This window comes from Vibrio sp. 1457 (genome assembly GCF_033340195.1).
Lineage (GTDB): Bacteria > Pseudomonadota > Gammaproteobacteria > Enterobacterales > Vibrionaceae > Vibrio > Vibrio alginolyticus.
In genome coordinates this window covers 117,454-136,867 of sequence record NZ_JAWOWA010000003.1, presented here as the reverse complement: position 1 = coordinate 136,867, position 19,414 = coordinate 117,454, and the positions used below count along the sequence as shown (strand labels likewise).

At 36.0% G+C, this 19,414-nt stretch carries 14 protein-coding genes and 1 pseudogene; 13 read left to right on the top strand and 2 right to left on the bottom strand.

The features are described 5' to 3' along the window. The 5 genes and pseudogenes from R7Z41_RS04285 (at position 1) to R7Z41_RS04265 (ending at position 5,357) form a co-directional block, all read left to right on the top strand. Positions 1-1,383 carry a hypothetical protein gene (locus tag R7Z41_RS04285; protein WP_225477641.1) on the top strand — a complete coding sequence of 461 codons (1,383 nt, stop codon included), beginning with the start codon at positions 1-3 and terminating at the stop codon, positions 1,381-1,383. Beyond that, complete coding sequence (locus tag R7Z41_RS04280; protein ID WP_186584516.1) at positions 1,384-2,481, top strand: glycosyltransferase family 4 protein; 1,098 nt, start codon at positions 1,384-1,386, stop codon at positions 2,479-2,481. Then, positions 2,457-3,551 carry a hypothetical protein gene (locus tag R7Z41_RS04275; protein WP_225477643.1) on the top strand — a complete coding sequence of 365 codons (1,095 nt, stop codon included), beginning with the start codon at positions 2,457-2,459 and terminating at the stop codon, positions 3,549-3,551. The genes R7Z41_RS04280 and R7Z41_RS04275 overlap by 25 nt, the downstream gene beginning before the upstream one ends. Before the next feature lies 1 nt (position 3,552). Then, a complete protein-coding gene (locus tag R7Z41_RS04270) occupies positions 3,553-4,335 on the top strand; it encodes a glycosyltransferase family 2 protein (protein ID WP_318141603.1) in 783 nt (260 codons plus the stop codon). Positions 4,336-4,681: 346 nt separating this feature from the next. Next, positions 4,682-5,357 (top strand): annotated as a pseudogene (locus R7Z41_RS04265) (transposase). A gap of 377 nt (positions 5,358-5,734) precedes the next feature. On the opposite strand, the gene R7Z41_RS04260 reads toward R7Z41_RS04265, so the two are convergent. Both R7Z41_RS04260 and R7Z41_RS04255 read right to left on the bottom strand, forming a co-directional pair. Beyond that, positions 5,735-6,670 (bottom strand): sugar transferase, encoded by a 936-nt coding sequence (locus R7Z41_RS04260; RefSeq protein ID WP_263856709.1) that lies wholly within the window; start codon positions 6,668-6,670, stop codon positions 5,735-5,737. A 311-nt stretch (positions 6,671-6,981) separates the two neighbouring features. Then, on the bottom strand, positions 6,982-8,298 hold the full coding sequence (locus R7Z41_RS04255; RefSeq protein ID WP_213986423.1) for an MBL fold metallo-hydrolase: 1,317 nt from the start codon (positions 8,296-8,298) through the stop codon (positions 6,982-6,984). 1,147 nt (positions 8,299-9,445) lie between these two features. Here R7Z41_RS04255 and wecA point away from each other — a divergent pair. The 8 genes from wecA (at position 9,446) to R7Z41_RS04215 (ending at position 19,406) form a co-directional block, all read left to right on the top strand. After that, positions 9,446-10,525, top strand: a complete 1,080-nt coding sequence (gene wecA / locus R7Z41_RS04250; RefSeq protein WP_225478088.1) for a UDP-N-acetylglucosamine--undecaprenyl-phosphate N-acetylglucosaminephosphotransferase — start codon at positions 9,446-9,448, stop codon at positions 10,523-10,525. Positions 10,526-10,906: 381 nt separating this feature from the next. Then, on the top strand, positions 10,907-12,034 hold the full coding sequence (gene wecB / locus R7Z41_RS04245; RefSeq protein WP_193286116.1) for a non-hydrolyzing UDP-N-acetylglucosamine 2-epimerase: 1,128 nt from the start codon (positions 10,907-10,909) through the stop codon (positions 12,032-12,034). A gap of 37 nt (positions 12,035-12,071) precedes the next feature. Then, positions 12,072-13,331 (top strand): UDP-N-acetyl-D-mannosamine dehydrogenase, encoded by a 1,260-nt coding sequence (gene wecC, locus R7Z41_RS04240; RefSeq protein ID WP_193286117.1) that lies wholly within the window; start codon positions 12,072-12,074, stop codon positions 13,329-13,331. 343 nt (positions 13,332-13,674) lie between these two features. Beyond that, positions 13,675-14,895: an oligosaccharide flippase family protein gene (locus R7Z41_RS04235; RefSeq protein ID WP_318136333.1), complete on the top strand. Its 1,221-nt coding sequence runs from the start codon at positions 13,675-13,677 to the stop codon at positions 14,893-14,895. Beyond that, the gene (locus R7Z41_RS04230; RefSeq protein WP_318141602.1) at positions 14,867-16,066 is read left to right on the top strand and encodes an O-antigen ligase family protein; all 1,200 of its coding nucleotides are present in this window, start codon (positions 14,867-14,869) and stop codon (positions 16,064-16,066) included. Before R7Z41_RS04235 ends, R7Z41_RS04230 begins: the two co-directional genes overlap by 29 nt. Next, positions 16,059-17,216: a hypothetical protein gene (locus tag R7Z41_RS04225; RefSeq protein ID WP_225478090.1), complete on the top strand. Its 1,158-nt coding sequence runs from the start codon at positions 16,059-16,061 to the stop codon at positions 17,214-17,216. Before R7Z41_RS04230 ends, R7Z41_RS04225 begins: the two co-directional genes overlap by 8 nt. Further along, positions 17,200-18,297 carry a hypothetical protein gene (locus R7Z41_RS04220; protein WP_225481791.1) on the top strand — a complete coding sequence of 366 codons (1,098 nt, stop codon included), beginning with the start codon at positions 17,200-17,202 and terminating at the stop codon, positions 18,295-18,297. Before R7Z41_RS04225 ends, R7Z41_RS04220 begins: the two co-directional genes overlap by 17 nt. An 11-nt stretch (positions 18,298-18,308) precedes the next feature. Beyond that, positions 18,309-19,406 (top strand): glycosyltransferase family 4 protein, encoded by a 1,098-nt coding sequence (locus tag R7Z41_RS04215; protein WP_225478092.1) that lies wholly within the window; start codon positions 18,309-18,311, stop codon positions 19,404-19,406. The last annotated feature ends 8 nt before the right edge of the window (positions 19,407-19,414 follow it).

The following is a 19,414-nucleotide window of genomic DNA, read 5'->3' as shown; positions in this document are numbered from 1 at the left end:
ATGAAAAAAATAGCTATTTTAATTAATACAGCAGCATTTTCTAAGTATTACATCAAGCTTGGTAAAGCTTTAATGGCAAAGGGAAATGATGTTAGGTTTTTAGTCATTAATGAGTTTTCTCGTGACTTATACTTCTCACCTGATGAGCTAAATAATGTTGTAACTTGTAAGTATGATGACATTATTGATCAAAGCTTTAAATTACCAGACTCGATCTGTTCTTGGGTAATGCACCCAGACTATGATCGTGGCTGCTATTATGGATTTGAAGATGAATTTAAACAAAAAAAAGGACTGCAAGAAGTAAAGCATTTGTATAAATTCTTAGAAGATAACTTGAAAGATTTCGATCCAGATTTCACTTTCTATGAAAACGTTTCTAACTGCTATGCACACCTTGCCGCTGAGGTATCGACAAATCTAGGCATTCGTTACTTGGGGATAACTGCGTCTCGACTACCTGGTAAATCTTATTTTTCTATAACCGGAAATGAAATAAAGCATCATATTAATCAAGGGATTGAAGATGATGAATTTACCAACGAAGATATTAACTACGCTTCTAAATATGTAAATAACTTAATTTCAATTCAACCAGACTACATGAAGTTCAATGGCTTATCTAAAATATCTTTGAGTTCGACTCTCAGCAAGAAAAAACCGTCATTCGGCAGCCTTATAACACATTTTAAATATCTAAATAGCGTTGGGATTCAAATGGGAGTACCTTTGAAGTCATCTGTTAAGTACAGACTTAGAGATGTTTTTAGAGTCTTCAATAAAAAAAGAATAAATAAGTTATACAGCAACGAAGTTAAATTTGAACCTAATAGTAAGTACTATTTATATCCATTACACTATCACCCAGAATCTTCGACTTCTCTTTTAGCAAAACATTATGATGAGATAGAGGTAATTAGAAATATCGCCTTTTCCTTAAGAGAAAATGAATTCTTAATAGTTAAAGATCATATCTCTGCCAGTGGTTTTGAAAGCTACGATTATTATAGAAAAATAGCTAATTTACCTAATGTTATCTTTACTAGGCCAGAGGTTAACGTTAAAAGCTTGCTGTTGAAATGCGATGCAATAGTAACACTGACTAGTACGGTAGGGTATGAAGGAGTTCTTCTTAATATTCCAGTTCTATTATTTGGAGAAGTCTTCTATGAAGACCACCCACTAGTCAAGAAGGTTGACTCTTATAAAGATATACGCAAGTTATTAGATTCCTTAGAAAAAGAAAATAAAGACTACTCTGATTATAATGTTAAGTTTGTAGCGGCATATAACAATGCATGTTTCGACTTCTCTTTCGATCTTAGAGATAAAGATACCTCTAAAGGAATTGATGGTTTAGTAGATATAATATTGGAACAATAAATGAAAATAATGTTTGTTAACCATGCAATGCATTGTGGTGGTACTGATCGAGTTGTACATTCTCTTCTAAATATTCTTGGAGATGACAAAAATATAGAATGTGAATTGCTTACAATTAGAAGTGAAACCGAAGACTTCTTTGAAGTTCCAAGCTTTGTCAAACGCCATTCTCTTGGATTCTGTAAAGATGATAATGAATTAAGTGGTTTATCTTATTTTACGCTTGATAACATAAAGCTAATTTTAAGAACTAGGAAAATTATAAAACAAGCTAATCCTGACTTTATCGTAACAAACTGGACTTCTACAAATTGCCTTACCATTTTGTCCACGCTTGGTTTGAATAAAAAAGTTATTGCTTACGAGCATATACATCATGATTTACCAAGTAAAATTTGGCAATATGCAAGACGAGCCTTGTATCCATTTGCTTATAAAGTGCTCGCTCTTACTGATTCTGATTTACAAAAATACAATAAATATTGCCGAGCGATTAAGGTTATCAATCCAGTCTCCATCTTAGAAGGCAAAACTGATAATACCACTGACTCTGCGGCAGTTACGGAAAGACCAAAGTATGTTCTTGGTGTAGGACGGTTGGAACAACAGAAAGGCTTTGATCTATTAATCAATGCCTTTTCACTTATTTCGGATAGAGTGCCAGATTGGAAACTACGATTAGTTGGTGGTGGTACATTAGAAGCAGAACTTAAAGAACAAGCTAATATATTGGGCATTAGTGATAGAATCGAATTTGTTGGTGCAGTGAAAGATGTATTGCCGTATTACCAATCATCTCAAGTATTTGTATTGTCATCTCGGTTTGAAGGTTTTGGACTTGTTATTGTTGAAGCTCAAAATGCTGGAAATGCGGTAATTTCCTTTGACTGTCCAACGGGGCCTTCTGAAATAATAGAACATGGTTTTAATGGAGAACTTGTCGAAGCTGAGTCAGTAGATAATCTTTCTGAGGCAATTTATAGCCTAATTTCAACACCTAGTAAGATTAAAGACTATTCAAGTCGTGGAAAATTAACCTCATTAAAATATGGTAAAGACAGTATAAAAAGTTTATGGCTGGAAAAAGTATTGAAATAAGATTTAATGTGGTTGTATCGTTACTTCTTATCATATTCCTATACGTATCTAATTTGATTAGTTATGTTTTAAGTTTTGAAGAATACAAGCCGATATTTGTTTCTTTACGATATATAGTAACGCTTGTTTTTATTATTTTTGCATTTACAGATTTAAAAAATATATATCAATACAAGAAGCTATTTATCATTAGCTTCATTCTTTTTGGTTTAGTTGTTGTCACCAAAAACACATTGTACTTAGATATCTCAATTTTAATACTTTTTTCTGTTTCACTATTTATAGTTTCTAGAGGCTCCTTACATCACTACTTAGGAATTGTATCTACTTTATTAATTCTATTCTTTGGTTGTTTTGTCTTCTTTACATTAATAGGTGACCTTGATAATGAAGTTTTAAAGCAACCAAGTACACACTTATTCACTCTGAAGTCATCATTAGGTTTTGTTAACCCTAATGTGGTATCAATGTTGATTTGTACGTTTACGATTGTTCTTTTGATCTACCAAAGATACCTTTTATTCTTACTGTACTTTGTTGTTTTTTCTATTTCTTCAATATTACTTGGCTCTAGGACATATATACTAGCTTTGTTTTTTTCAATGTTTATTGTTGTGTTTAAAAACAAAATAAAAAAGATAGACTTCCTTTCTGGTTTAGTTTTGATGATTCCATTATTAATTTCTGTATCGTTGTTTTTTAATATGAACTCAAGCTTTACATTAATGCTTGATGTGTTTCTAAATGGTAGAATCTATGGTTTTTATGAGCAACTTGAAAAGTTAAGCTTATTTAACTTTCTTTTCGGCCTTGGAAGTTTTGATAAGGTTGATGTAGTCTACTTTAACTTGATCTTAGGGTTTGGTGTGGTTGGATATATGATAATAGTATTTTTTATCTATTATTTATTGAAAAAAGCAAGAAATGATAATGTACTTTATTGCTTAATTTGTAGTTTACTTTTTATATGCTTTTTTGAAAATATTCTTACTATCAATTCTATACTTACAGTTCTAGTGATTTATCAATTTTTGTTGATGAAGAGCAAGAAACTAGTTGGGTGTCAATAAAATGAAGACTCATAATATGGATTCAGAAGGTCCACTTATATCAATAGTAATGCCATGTTACAACGCTGCTCAATCTATTGGTCAGTCTATACAAAGTGTGTTAGATCAAACTTATGTAAATTGGGAGTTGGTTATTGTTGACGACTGTTCAAGTGATGGTTCAAAAAAAATCGTTCTTGATATTGTTGATCCTCGAATTCATTTTTACCAACTCGAAATTAACTCAGGAAGTCCAACTGGACCACGAAACTTCGCTCTCGAAAAATGTAAGGGAAAATACGTATCTTTTTTAGATGCTGACGATCTTTGGGAGGCCGAAAAATTAGAGCTTCAAGTTAAAGCTCTTGAAAGTGGCTACGATATTGTCTGCTCTAACTATTTTGTTTTTCTTGATGAGCAAGCCGATAACGTGATCTCGCAACGAAGCTTTCCTGAAGAGTTTACTTTTCGCAACATGTTACAAAGAAACTGTATAGGAAATCTTACGGGAATCTATAATCGAGAAAAGCTTGGGATAGTTTTTCAGAAAGAGCATGGGCACGAAGATTATATCATGTGGCTAGAGTTAGTTAAAAAAGTTGGAAAGGTTCACTGTATACAGAAGCCACTAGCTCGTTATCGGGTTGCACCAAACTCAGTTTCTTCTGATAAAGTTAAAGCCGCAAAATGGCAATGGGAAATATACAGAAAAGAGTTAGGTATGGATATGATTATCAGCAGCTATTATTTTATTCATTATGTATTTAATGTAGTGAAGAGAAATTTAATCAAAGCAACGAATTGATTTTAATAAAGGGTTGGAAGTTTTATCTTTTGATAGCTATTGATGAAGTAAAGAAATTGATTTTCTTGTAGTGATGTGACGGACGCCTCGGTACTCAATTTTCGCGGTATCTGCCAAACTTGATGCTGATAGTAAACCTAAAGGATTGACATTATGGATATAAAATTTGGTGGAATTGATTTAGCCAAAAATGTATTTCAGGTCTGTGTTTGTCTTGTAGATAATTTAATTAAGAGCAATCAAAAATTTAGACGCATAAGCTACTCGAGGCTTTGTCTCCTAAATCAGGGAACTAAATCACCATTCTACGATCTGATCAGCTAAGTTCACTCAAATACTTAGACTAATGGCCAAGCCTCGCTACAAAACAACTAAACCAAGCTTTGATCAATCGTGGTTCGCTGACATTTTGGATTGATGAATATGCAATCTAACACTGGAAACAGCTCAAGCAAGGTAACCGTGGAAGACTTCGTTTGTTTAGTGACGTAGCCATTACGACTGCTCTTATGGTCAAACGAGTATTTTCAATGCCGTTGAGGGGACGATTTTCAAGCTTGCCCAACTGCCGTTGTTATGCCCTTATTACTCATGCATTAGTAAGCGAGCGAAAACGGTTGCAGCTTAGCTAAGTTTATCGAATGTGATCGACGGTGAAGCGCTTCCAAATTTTCTGAGACAGGCTCACCGAAGAATCATTGAGATATCTGGCGATGGAGCTTATGGCACAAGGTTATGTTACGAAGCGATTCATCACAAGCAAGCTATTCCGATTATTCCACCAAGGGAAGGGGTAACCTTCTGGGAGTAAGGTCATCCCCGCAATCTAGTGGTCGGTTGTCAGAAGCTATACGGTTCAACTAAGTATTGAAAAAGAAGTACGGTTACCACAAACGTTCTCTCTCAGAGACGGTGATGTTCTGTGTAAAGAAGTTTAAGAGAGTACAATGCCTTACGCCATGATAAAACCGTTAAACGAGATCACAGAGCTAGGTATGCCTGACGTGATAATGATTGCCTAATAATTCGTCATATTAGACTCGTTTTAACTGAACTCGAATTAGGAACAAAGCCTATTTTTCTCATCAGGCTTTGCAGTATTTTTCTTTAACTCTCGCCGCTTAACTTGAGTTGCTATTCTAGATAAATCCTGAGAGGTGTTGGATCACCATTTGTTTCCTGCCAGTGTTTAAGTTTCTCAGTGCAATGTATCCAGTGTGTTGGGATTTTAGGTTTGCCTGTTGGGTTATGCGGCTGCTTTAATCAAGTGGTTAAAATCACTCTGCCTCGAAAGTTTAGATAGTTGAGCTTTATGATGTATTGAAAACTCAACTATCAGCACAGTTGGCTCGGAGTAAAAATTACAAACGGTCCTATGATCATACATTCTGATAGGTATTTATCTACCCATCCCAAATAACACCGTTTTGACTGTAAGGAAAAGAATCTTCACTTCCATCATCCAGTTTTGGTGTTTGATATAGTAGACATCGTATTTATGCTTCCAAATAGCGTCTTCTACCGATGCGCCGTAAGGATATTTTACTTGAGCTAGGCCAGTGACCCCAGGTTTAACGGCGTGACGAAAGCGATAGTAAGGAATGGCTTTTTCCAACTCAGAGATGAACACTTCACGTTCTGGGCGAGGGCCAACCATCGACATCTCTCCCTTTAGTACGTTGATTAACTGGGGGAGCTCATCAATGCGAGTTTTACGAATAAAACAGCCGACTTTCGTTACGCGAGCGTCATTTTTGGTTGCCCATTGGGCTCCGTTCTTTTCTGCATCGTTTCGCATCGAGCGAAACTTAATCACTTCAAACTCTTCATTATACTGGCCAGTACGACGCTGTTTAAAGAATACCGGACCTGGCGATTCAAGCTTAATGAGCAGTGCCGTAATGAGCCCTACAGGAATAGCAACCCATGACAGCATGAAAACAAACAACAGATCGATGAAGCGTTTTTGCCAGCTGTTCTTACGATTAGAAAGGATAGAAAAAGCTTTTTGGTGTAAGAAGTAGCCGCTGTGCAAAAGCTCAGTTTCAGTATATCCGAGTGAACGGTCAAAATAGCTCACTAATGGCTCAACCCAAGCACCTAGCTCTGTCGCCGCGACAAGAAACGCTTGCTGTTCAGGATCTAGATGCGAGCTTTTGAAGTGGCAAAGCGTTTTGCTCTTGAAGTCTCTAAGAGAATAGTTATTAACCTGAGCGTTAATCTCAGGATGCCTCTTAAGTACTTGAGCAATTTTTGCTTCGTCTTCTTTTGGACAGTAGATATAAAGGCAAGCATTTGATTCACTTGCGGATAACTCGTCCAATGCTGATGTCATGCTGATAGAATTATGCTTAGTTAATTCAGAAGCTTCTCGTTCTTGAAGCGTGTCGCTCATACTGTCTGTCATAGGAATGGAATAAGTTGTTATCGACTAGCCAATTGCTTACAAGTCGGCGATTATAATTTATTTCGTATAGAAATTATATCCCTGAATCCAGAACATGCTCATAACTTTGTTAATTTTCTTGAACCTGAGTCCTTGTTCATGACTTGTTTTTGAATCTTAACGTAATTATATCAATGAACTCGAAAAACTATGTTTGCGATATATTATATTGCCTCGAAATTAAATGATTGTTCATTTCACTATATAACGCAGTTATATCCGAGGGTTATCAGTTGTTGATAAAGCGATCTTTTCGACTCTTGTTCACCATGAATAAGGTGAACTTCTTTCGGAGGAGTTGGAATGCCAGAAACAAACTGTATTAAATCGTCCCTATCCGCATGTGCAGAGTAACCTGACATGGTATGTACTTGAGCCTCCACTCTAACGCGCTTTCCTTCAATCAAGATGCTCTCTTCTCCATCCTGAATTCGCCGACCTAACGTCCCTTCTGCTTGATAGCCTGCAAATAACACATCATTTCTTTTATCTGGCAGCAATGCTTCTAAATAATTGACGACACGTCCACCTTCACACATACCAGAGGCCGCAACCACGATAGCAGCTTCTGCCGTGCTCGCGAGTCGATTGACGAGCTTTAAATGGTCAGTGTGGCTTTCGACGGTAATACATTGATCAAACGCAAGAGGGTGTCGGTGATGCTCGAGCCGCTCTTTCGCTTCAGCTCCCCAAAGCTTTTTAAATTGCCTATAGGTAGTAGTTACCTTTTTAGCCAAAGGAGAATCGAGAATAATAGGCAGAGAATCTTGCAAGGCGTGCTCATGAATAAGCTGTTCTATATCAAACAGTAACTCTTGAGTTCTCCCGACGCTAAAAGCAGGTATAACAATTACGCCACCATCCTGAAGTGCATGCTCAATAATAGAAAGCAATCGCCTACTGCGAGACTCAACATCTTCGTGAACTTTATTGCCGTATGTTGACTCGATAAACAAATAGTCAGCTTTTTCAGGCGATACCGGATCAGGTAGGAGAGGCGTGTTACGAGGTCCCAAATCCCCTGAGAACACAACAACTTCATTGTTTAATAAATGAAACTCAACATATGCAGACCCTAAAATGTGTCCTGCTGGTTGAAAGCGAAGAGAGGTATGTTCTTCTATCTCTATCCATTGGGAGTAAGAGCAAGGGCGAATAAGCGTTCGAATAAAATCGAGTACGTTTTCCCTTTGATGACGCCTCATGCCTAACTGGAGCTTTAATCCATCTTCTAACATAAGCGGTACGAGCTCAGCGGTGGCTTCTGTACAGTAGATAGGCCCCTTATAACCTGCAGCCAATAGCCAAGGTAGCCGGCCAACATGATCGATATGAGAATGGGTTAGAACAACCGCTTTGAGATCAGAGATAGAAAAGTCGATATTCAAACTCTGCTGCTGAGCATTATCTTGACCTTGTAGCAAACCACAGTCGATCAGCACACTTCCATTTTGTAATACGAGCTCGTGACAAGAGCCAGTAACCGTATTTTTCCCACCGTGGTGCAGTACTTTCATAACGAAACGACGCCTTTTCCTTTGTTAACCCACGCTTACGAGTATTTGCTTTTATATATAGCGACACCTCGCGACGTAAAGACGGCTCAGTCAATCGCGCAATGAACAAGGTAAGCAGAAAGTGGTGAATAAGTGAGCGTATTGTAGGCAAGTATAATGAGAGTAAGAAAACAGCAAAACCGAAAGTTTAGAGAGACTTAGATATTCGTCATAAATTTGACTGTGTAGCATTGCAACCTGTTGTGATGCAATTCATATTATTGCAACTATTTTCACTTAGGCTTCTGAGATTAACGCGCTAGCTATACAAACATCAGCTATGCCGGAAGGAGTTTAATAATTAGTAAGCCAATAAAAAAGCGCCACGTTTATGGCGAGTTAAGTGTCAGAAAAAGGACATTTTTTTGCAAGCTTTTTACACGTTCTACTTTTAGTTGCAACGTGTTTACTATACAATTCGTCTCCTGTTTGGAAACGCAACCATTAACCACTACGTGCTAAAACTTGCTTCTAGGAGCCAGACCTAGGGGCGGTAGCGTGCCCAAATCATCTGTTGGCCTCTTTCCTACTAGAAAAGAAACCAAGCAAGATAATTTTTAATAATAATAAGCACCTAAGTGCATTTCTGGCAAGATTGATTTATAAAAAACGAGAACTATTACAAATTTATGTAATTCCCTTTTGTCAGAGGGACGCTCAAAGCTAACAAAGTGGCGAGCAAATGTTGGTTAGGCATAGGTTACAATTTAAATCTCCATTTCTCATACCTATCAAAACCAAATACTAGGTTTATAGAAGTACATAACTACCGGCCCAAACCGTTAGTTAGTGTATTCAGCTTTGTATTTGGCCTGCCTATAAAAGGCTGAGAACCGATGACCGTCACGAGCTAGTGTCGGTGGAGCTCAGTTACTTACATATTCAATATTAGAAATTAGCGTTTGCAATGCGTTACAACCCACGTTGGCTAATGTGGTTTTGTCACGCCAAAAAATCACCTGCTCATTCTTAGAGTTCGGCGTGTCTAGATACGAGCGAAGCAAGAATCAGCAGTATCGGACCTGTGATGCAATGGAATCCGTAAAGGGAATCAGTCGGATGCGTTATAGATTTACCTCAAACTTATTTAATAACACAGTTGGCTACCATGAATAATGCATATTTATTTGTATTTATTTTGTCGTTCGTTCTACTTTTTGTTATGCGCAAAGTTGCTAAGCGCGTAGGTCTAGTAGATAAACCCAATGCAAGAAAGCTCCACCAAGGAGTAGTACCCCTTGTAGGAGGCATCTCCATTTTCTCTACTATACTGGTCGGGTTCCTTCTGTTCCTACCAATGAATGACAACCTATCACTCTACTTATCTTGTTCGGCTGTGCTTATAGTGCTCGGCGCATTAGATGACTACTACGATGTAAGTTTCAAAATTCGTCTTATTATCCAAGCCGGAATATCCCTTGCGATGATTTACATCGGAGGCCACAGCTTACACGATTTAGGCTACTTAATGGGGAGCGAAACCATTGCCCTTAATGAAGTTGCTGGCGCAGTGATCACCGTTATTGCGGTAATAGGCGCAATTAACGCATTTAATATGGTTGATGGCATAGACGGCTTGCTGGGTGGATTAGCCTCTGTCACCTTTACAGCATTAGGTATTGTATTTGTCTACAACGGAAACGAATATTTAGCTACGATCTGTTTATTGATCGTAACTGCGATGCTTCCTTACATCTTCCTGAACTTAGGTTTTCCACTTGGTCGTCGCTTTAAAATCTTTATGGGTGATGCTGGCAGCATGTTTATTGGCTTTAGCGTGGTCTGGATGCTGATTCGCGGCACGCAAGAACCAGGAGCGGTAGCCTTCAAGCCAGTCACAGCACTGTGGTTGATAGCTTTACCCTTGATGGACATGGCAACCATTATGATCCGTCGTATTCGTAAAGGTCAGTCACCATTCCAACCAGACAGAGAACATCTACACCATATTTGTCAGCGTATTGGGCTTTCTCCGGGCGCAACGTTAATTTTCATCTGTTCGATGGCATCAATTTGTGCTGCGGTAGGCTTATGGGCTGATTTTGTTGGTATTAGTGAATCAATAATGTTTGTTGCTTTCTTGATCTTATTTGCATGTTACTTTGCTGTGATTAGTTATATTTGGCGTATTTCTTCTTGGTTTAATAAGATACTTGATACTTTAGCACTGCAGTTTACGTCCAAGTAGAAGTTAATAAAAAAGGCCTATTGGGGCAGGGGGGCCAAAATAGGCCAAATCAAGCAATTCCAAAGAGTTAGTGAAAGCTGACTGTCTCAAAATGAATAAAAGCCATCTCAATCTCATCCGAAGTCTGAGATGAAATGTAGAAAAAATTCACGATTAAAAATGAAGAATTCTTCAGACACTTCTCTAAAAGCCGCTTCTATTTAACACAATGGGCATGCGGCAATAAACACAGACAACAAAAATCAGTAAGAAAAACGCTGGCTACAAACGTTGAGTTTGATAACGCCAGTAAGTTTTCTGTGCGTGTGTCTCGTGTTGGTAAATGTAAATATATTATATGTCCCTTACGTCTAGGGGCGTTAGGTTGTCTAGGAAATATTAATGACTAAAAAGAGAATCCTTACAGTTTTTGGCACTCGCCCAGAAGCTATAAAAATGGCCCCGCTTGTTCACGCGTTAGCCGCAGATGAACGCTTTGAAGCAAAATGCTGCGTAACCGCTCAGCACAGAGAAATGCTAGACCAAGTACTCGAACTGTTCGAGATCACGCCAGACTACGATCTCAATTTGATGAAAGCGGGTCAAACGCTTAATGATGTGACAGCTCGAATAGTACAAGAGCTAAAGCTTGTCCTTCAAGAATTTCAGCCAGATGTCGTTTTAGTTCATGGAGACACGGCGACGACTTTTGCTGCTAGCTTAGCCGCATATTACGAACAAATTGAAGTTGGTCACGTGGAAGCAGGCCTTCGCACGGGCAACATATACTCACCATGGCCGGAAGAAGCTAATCGTCGTCTGACAGGTGTACTCACCAACTACCATTTCGCCCCAACTGAAACTTCCAAAGAAAACCTTCTGCGCGAAAACTTTGCACTAGAGGATATTTTTGTTACGGGTAATACGGTTATTGATGCGCTACTAATGGTTAAAGACAAAATCGAATCTGACAGCGATTTGAGTGCAACATTAGCGTCGCAATTTCCGTTCTTGGATGAAAGCAAGAAACTAATCTTGGTAACAGGGCATCGCAGAGAGAGCTTTGGTGGTGGATTTGAGCGTATTTGCGAGGCATTAGCTCAAACGGCGAAACAACATCCAAATGTACAAATTCTTTATCCAATGCACTTGAACCCTAATGTTCGCGAACCTGTTAACCGAATTTTAGGAGATGTTGAAAATGTGTTGTTAATTGAACCGCAACAATACCTTCCATTTATCTATTTGATGAGTCGTTCCCATATTATCTTAACTGACTCTGGTGGCATTCAAGAAGAAGCGCCATCTCTTGGTAAACCAGTACTAGTTATGCGTGATACAACAGAACGTCCTGAAGCTGTTGCTGCCGGTACAGTGAAATTAGTTGGTACTGACGTAGAAAAAATTACGGCCAGTCTCGGTTCACTATTAAATGACGAAGAAGCATACACAGAGATGAGTTTTGCTCATAACCCTTATGGTGATGGTAAAGCATGCCAACGAATTTTAGACGCGTTAACAGCGCAGTAAGTATTAATACCAAATAAATTTTTTTAAGGTTCATATTATGTCTTTTGAAACGATTTCAGTGGTCGGTCTTGGTTATATTGGTTTGCCAACTGCAGCCATGTTTGCTTCCCGTAAGAAAAAAGTGATAGGTGTTGATGTAAATCAGCATGCTGTGGATACCATTAATAAAGGTGAAATACATATTGTTGAGCCTGATTTAGACATGCTGGTTAGCGCGGCAGTGCAACAGGGTTATCTTGAAGCGACCACGGAACCGAAGTCTGCAGATGCTTTTTTAATTGCTGTACCTACACCATTTAAACCATGTAACGAAGGTGATATTCCTGAGCCGGATTTAAGCTATATCCACAGCGCGGCTAAAGCCATTGCCCCCGTGTTAAAAAAAGGCGACTTAGTTATTCTCGAATCAACTTCACCTGTGGGGGCAACTGAGCAACTGGCAGAATGGTTAGCTGAATATCGTAATGACTTATCATTTCCACAACAAGTCGGTGAAATAGCCGACATCAACGTTGCTCACTGCCCTGAGCGAGTGTTACCAGGTAAAGTCGTTACTGAATTGGTTCAAAATGACCGTGTCATTGGTGGTATGACAAAGCGCTGTTCAGAGCGTTCTGTTGAGTTGTATAAAACATTCGTCATGGGAGAATGCGTGATTACTAACGCAAGAACTGCGGAAATGGCGAAATTAACTGAAAACAGCTCTCGTGATGTTCAAATCGCTTTTGCTAACGAACTTTCTATGATCTGTGATGAATTAGATATTGATGTGTGGGAATTAATCGCCTTGGCTAACCGCCATCCCCGCGTGAACATTTTGCAACCAGGCCCAGGTGTCGGTGGTCACTGCATAGCTGTGGACCCATGGTTCATTGTATCGAAGACACCCAAGCAAGCCAAAATCATTCACACTGCTCGTAAAGTAAATGATCACAAGCCTGATTGGGTCATTGAAAAAGTGAAAATTGCGATTGCGGATTTTTTACAAGCAAATCCAAATAAAACAGCGAAAGATGTGACCATCGCATGCTATGGATTAGCGTTTAAGCCTGATATCGATGATTTACGTGAAAGCCCAGCACTATCCATTGCGAGAGCTATTGCGATTCAGCATTCGTCGGAAGTATTGGCTATTGAACCAAATATTAAAACTTTAAATGAAGAAAATATGCGCTTAGTAACTATTGATGAATCACTTAGTAAGACTGATATTCACGTGATGCTAGTGGACCATCAACAGTTTAAAAAAATTAAGCTGAATGATGCTTTTGTGATTGATACGAAAGGAATCTGGTGATTTGATTATAATTCACTAATGGGAATTACTTTTGTTTTAACTCCTAAACCACCTATTTAATTAGGTGGTTATAGTTTTTAATTATCCTAGAAATTCAAAGTTATCAATGATGAGTTGCGTGTTCTCTAATAGAAATTAGACTTTGAAATCAACGATAAAAAGCAATTAAGTTTATTACCTGTTCTGTGATAAATAAAGCTCTTGATAAATAAATATGAAGTGATTTTATTTGACCTAAATAATATAAATTCGAACCTCATTAACCAGGTCCAATTCTCTGTCGAATACAAAGTCATATTATATATAAGAGTGTTAATTTATTAATATATCAGATGAAATTTTGATGAGTAAAACAAACAAAGAAATTGTATCAATCATAACTAATGGATTATTATCTCAAGCTTTACCTATAGCAATTATACCAATACTAGCTAGGCTATATTCACCAGATGACTTTGGGAGTTATGCCATTTATTTTAGTATGTCCGCTATCTGTTCTATGGCAATGACCTTGAGGTATGATAGCGCAATATATAATGCAAAATCTATAACGCAGACAGTAAACCTAATATTGGTTAACTTTATAACAATAGTTAGTGTTATTATAATTTTAATATCGGTGTATGTTATATTTGAATTTGATAGAGAAATGACAGTTTATACGTTGGTATATGTCTTAGTCTCGGCTGCATTTCAAGCATTATTTAGAGTAATACAAGCAACTATATTAAAAAAACAAAACTATAAAATATATAAGAAATCCCTGATAGTTAGATCTATTTTCACATCATCGCTACAACTCGTATTTTTTGAACTCCAAGATGGATTAATATTAGGAAGTGTGGCTGGTTTTATTATTTCAGTACTATATATGTGCAGTGCTAGCTGTTCAATTACTTTACTTTATAAAAACTTTAGTTTTAAAAAAATAAAATTAACCAGTGTAAGTTTTAAAAGCTTTCCTATGTATTCATTTCCTGCTGTTATGATAAACACGGTAGTAAATAATGCACTACCCATAATTATCGCCTCTATTTATGGAGTGAAAGAAGCTGGATTATATGCGTTAACACAACGAATATTGGGAATGCCTACGGCTCTTATTGGTAATACTTTAGCTCAATATTTAATGTCCAAAGTGTCTCTTGCCATACATAATAAAGGTTTTGGACTTTATAAATTTACAATGAAGTTCATAGTATTCCTATCTATTTCAGCAGTTACTCTATTTGGTTTGGTGTTGATTTTGCCTGAATTCACTTATTTATGGCTGTTTGGAGAAGAATGGGAAGGTATTAAGTCGATATTGATTTCGATAGTTGGGTTTTACTTTATGAGGTTTATCGCCTCTCCAGTCTCTGTAGTAGTCCAAGTAAAAGCTAAGAATAAAATTGAGTTATCATGGCAAATTCTTTACTCATTTTCAATTATACTCGTTACATACATTTCGTATGTTATGGAGTTTTCTATGGCGCATTTCCTAATGTTTTTCTCGGCTGTGTCAGTTTTTCTATATATGCTATTGGTGATAATAAATGTCAGAGAATCTAAGAAAATCAATTGAAAGATTATTTTTTTTTATTGGCACTATAACATTATTACATGTCACATTGCTATATAGGTTATTTGAGCCGTTATATAATGTTAGAATTCCATTTTTTATATTTCTCCCGTTGTTTTTTTTGGGTATGGGAATGTTGCTCTCACTACAAGATATCTTTAAAAGAAAACGAGAGTATTCAAATTATATATTGATAATTTCATTTATTTTCTTTGTTTTAATATTTATTTTTAATGTTTCTTTTAGCTCAAAGTATATTGAGGTAGGAACTGAACTTACGTCGACAAATTTTTATGTTGTGATTTTAATCAAATCCATATCATCGTTCCTCTGTGGTTGGGTATTATATGGCGTACTAGAAAGAAAAAGAAAAAGCCTAAATTTTATATATTTTCTAGTGATTATTTCTATTCTTTCATTTATTGATTTTACTAATCTTACGTTTGATTTTTCAGTTTATGAAGATATCAATGATAGAAATAGCTATTTAATTGTTTCGGACATGTTAGTCATATGTCATTTCTTATCAATATTTAGGGTTAGTAATATTTTAGTAAGGAGTATTCTGCATTTTATTGTACTCTTATTACTTTTTTTGTTGGGTTCGCGTACGTCATTTTATTTATTTTTTTCTTCAATATTATTTTGTGAGCTCGTGCTTAGTAGCACAAAAAGAGTTGTCATACCACTATATTTGATTGCTGTAATTACTGGGTTCCTATACCTAACTCATACAGGCTTTTGGCAGGAGTATGAAAGAATGTTTAGTATATTTACGGGTTCAGCAGACCATTCTATATCAGCAAGAAAAGAGCTTGCAAAAGCAGGGCTAAATTCAATTCAAAATAATATGATATTAGGTGACTTTATGGGGCAAGTTTCTCATGGTGGAGGAGGGACTATGTTAGGCAGTTATATCCACGACTACAGGTCATATATTCGACAATTTGGTTTGATAGGATTTATACCAATTTTAGTTTTGTTTTCATGGATTTCTGTTGTTGCTGTGAGGGTTGTTAATTTTAAAAAAACAAACTTTCATCACTATACCTACTTATCTCTTTATACTTACTTAGTCGTTGAAATGATTTTCTCTAGAGCATTTAATTATACTTTTTGGTATTTTTTAGTAGGGTATGCTGCAAATATAAATAAAAAGGCTAGCCATGAATAGAACTAAAGTTATTTTTGTATCTAATGTGACGTTAGGATATAGCTCTCCCAAATATCTAGCATTTCTAAAGTTATTACAAAAAGAACACTCTGATATTAATATAGAAACGTACGAAAGGTGGGATTTTTCAAGGAAGTATTACAATATTCAAGGGGTGAATATTTCTCGTAATGTAATGTCAAATTGGATCTCTAAAATTGGGTTCAAAAAAAATACTATATTTGTCAAACTGATTAGAAGGTTTTCATTACTTTTTTCAGAGCTTAATCTTGTGCTAAAGGTTAATAAATTGTCAAAGAGAAATAGAATTATCTTAGTTACAACTTTTGATAGTCCTTTTTGGGGATGGTTAGTAAAGGAAAATATTACCATTGTGCAAAATTATAGTGAAGTGTGGCAAGATGATCATAAAAACCCATTGTCATTTCTCACGGATAAGTTATTTTCTAACCTGATTAGTAAATATAGAAGTAGAGTTGATATATGTATCTCTCCACAGGAGGATAGGCTAAAAATCGCGGAAGGGATATACCCTTACGCGGAGCACTTTTTAGTCCTTAATTGTCCTCTAAAGTTAGAAAATATACCGAGTATTACAAAAGGTGATAATATTAAAATACTTTATCAAGGAGTAGTAGGAAAGCACAACTATCCAATTCAATTGTTAAACATGTTAATTCATTTCTCAGAAAAATATGAAGTTCATTTTGCCGGTAGAGTTGATAATTCTTACATAGAATTACTAGAAGAGGCAAAAAGTAGAGATAACTTCTTCTATCATGGTTACTTGAACCAAGATCAGTTAAGTGAACTCAGAGAAAAGTGTAATGTTGGCATTGTTTTTTGGGATGAATCTAACTTGAATACAAAGTATTGTGCTCCAAATAAACTTTTTGAATATATTGCCAATGGTTATTATGTTATTTCTTGTGAAAACCATTCATTAAATAACTTTAATGCTCTATATAAATACGGAGAACATTTACCTATCAATAAATATAACTACTTTCTTAATTCTTTAAATCCACAAAAGTTTTTTGATGTTAGAAAAAAAAACTTAGACTTACATTTTAAAGAACTTAATTTCGACGTTCAAAATGAAAAGTTAATGGATAGGTTGAAAAAGCATATCTATGACCTGGAAGAATAATAAAATTATGAGTGTTAGAGTGTTATTTTCTGAAGGTGAGTCTTATTATAGAAACCTGGGATTAAAAGATTCTTCAGAGTATGCTTTCGAATTTGATGGTTTGAAGCACTATAAGAAGAATAAACAGTTCTTCAAAAAATATGACGCTGTTGTTATGGCTTACTATACGCTACCGCATAATGCGTTACTGACAATAAAAGCCAAAGAAGCTGGCGTGAAAACAGTGCTCATAGCCGACGGTGTGTTTGAATTTGGCAACTCATTTTTAAACCCTATGGTTTATAAATATCGAATGCAACTATTCCACCCTTTAGTTCAGGATTATTTTATTTGTGTAGGCGAGTTTACGAAAAAATATTTTGCTCGCTATTCACAAACAATACAGTACATACCAGAAAGAATGATGACAAGTGATAAATATATTCCTCTTCCTCGTGATAAAAAAGTTTTAATAACTACTGCTAATACAGCATACTTTAATCATGAAGAGTTTGGTAAGCTAAAAGATTTACTGGTTTTTTCTGTTCTTGAGTTAAAGTCAAAAGGTGTTTTATTCAGTTTTAGAATATATGATGAAATGCTATTGAAGGCGGTCAATGATGAATTGGGATTCTCAACCTATAATGATATCAATAATGACTTTGAAACCACTTTGGAAAACTATTCAACTATAATTACAACACCAAGCAGTATATGTGTCACAGCCATGTATCATAAGAGAAGTGTTGCTACTTTGATATATAGAGATTACCCGATATCTGTTCAATCAGGTTGGATAATGTTCGATAAAATAAGTATTAGGCAATCTTTATCTAGTTTGATTGATATGGACGATACTAGAATGGAGATACAGACAAATTTAGTATCAATGTATATACCTTCAAATAATCTAAATTCAGCTTTAGATCTCGCTGTGAAAAATGATACTACTATTTATAGCGAAAAAAATTATTACGATAAGTCGATGATGAATATGCTTACATCTGCATTCAACTTCAATTTTGAATATCTAATTAGAAACTTTTATTTGAAGCTAAAGAAGCACGGTTTCGTTAAAAAGTTAGCCAAAATGATTAAATAGTGTTTGAGTTTATGAAAATTTTACATTTACAATTATTACCATTGTTAAGTGGTGTACAAAGAGTAACTTTGAACGAGATTTTGGATTTCAAAGATAAAGAAGATTATGAGTTTCATGTATATTGTAATTCTGAAGGTCCATTAACTGAATATTTGGCAGATATTGGCACTCACTACGAGGTTGTAACTAGTCTTAAGAGGGAAATCTCTCCGTTGGATGACTTTAAGTCTCTCATCGAGCTAATTAAAAAAATACGAAAGAATAAATTTGATGTTGTACACACCCATTCATCTAAAACTGGGGTTTTAGGTAGATTAGCAGCCAAAATATGCGGCGTTCGTAATGTTGTTCATACAGTACATGGGTACTCCTTCCCAGCAGCAAAAAACAAAAAGCAATACTATATTTTCTTTTTCATGGAATATATATCTAAATTTTTCACGGATAAGTTGATCGTTTTGAATAAAGAAGATTACGACGTTTCAATTAATAAGTTAGGATATTCTAAGGATAAGGTAAAGTTAGTTGTAAATGCCATAGATACTACTAAATTTTATCCCAAAATTGATGAACAAGATCATCGTGAGGTCAGAATTGTAATGGTTGGTCGTCTATGGGAACAGAAAAACCCGATGTGCTTACTAGAAGCATTTCTACAGTTAAACCCCGACTTAAACTGTAGATTGGATTTTATCGGAGATGGTGAGTTCCGAGGGCAGATAGAACAAATGATAACGGCTAATAATAAAAATGAATCAGTTCGGGTACTTGGCTGGAAAGATAATGTTCATGATTTGTTAAGAGGTTATGATGTTTTTGTGCTTCCTTCATTATGGGAAGGTATGCCTTTAGCTATTTTAGAGGCACAAGCTAGTGGCCTACCATGTATAGTTTCTGATATTCCAGGAAATAATCATTTGGTCCTAGATTCAGATAACGGTTTTTTATTTAAATCGAATGATACTTTAGATTTGAAGGAAAAGCTGTTGACTTTAATCAATAATAAAACGCTTCGAAGAAATATGTCTTATCGAGCAAGAGAAATAATAGAAGAATCATATTCTATGTCGGCACGACGAAGTGTTATCGAAACAATATATAGTGAATAGGGAGTATA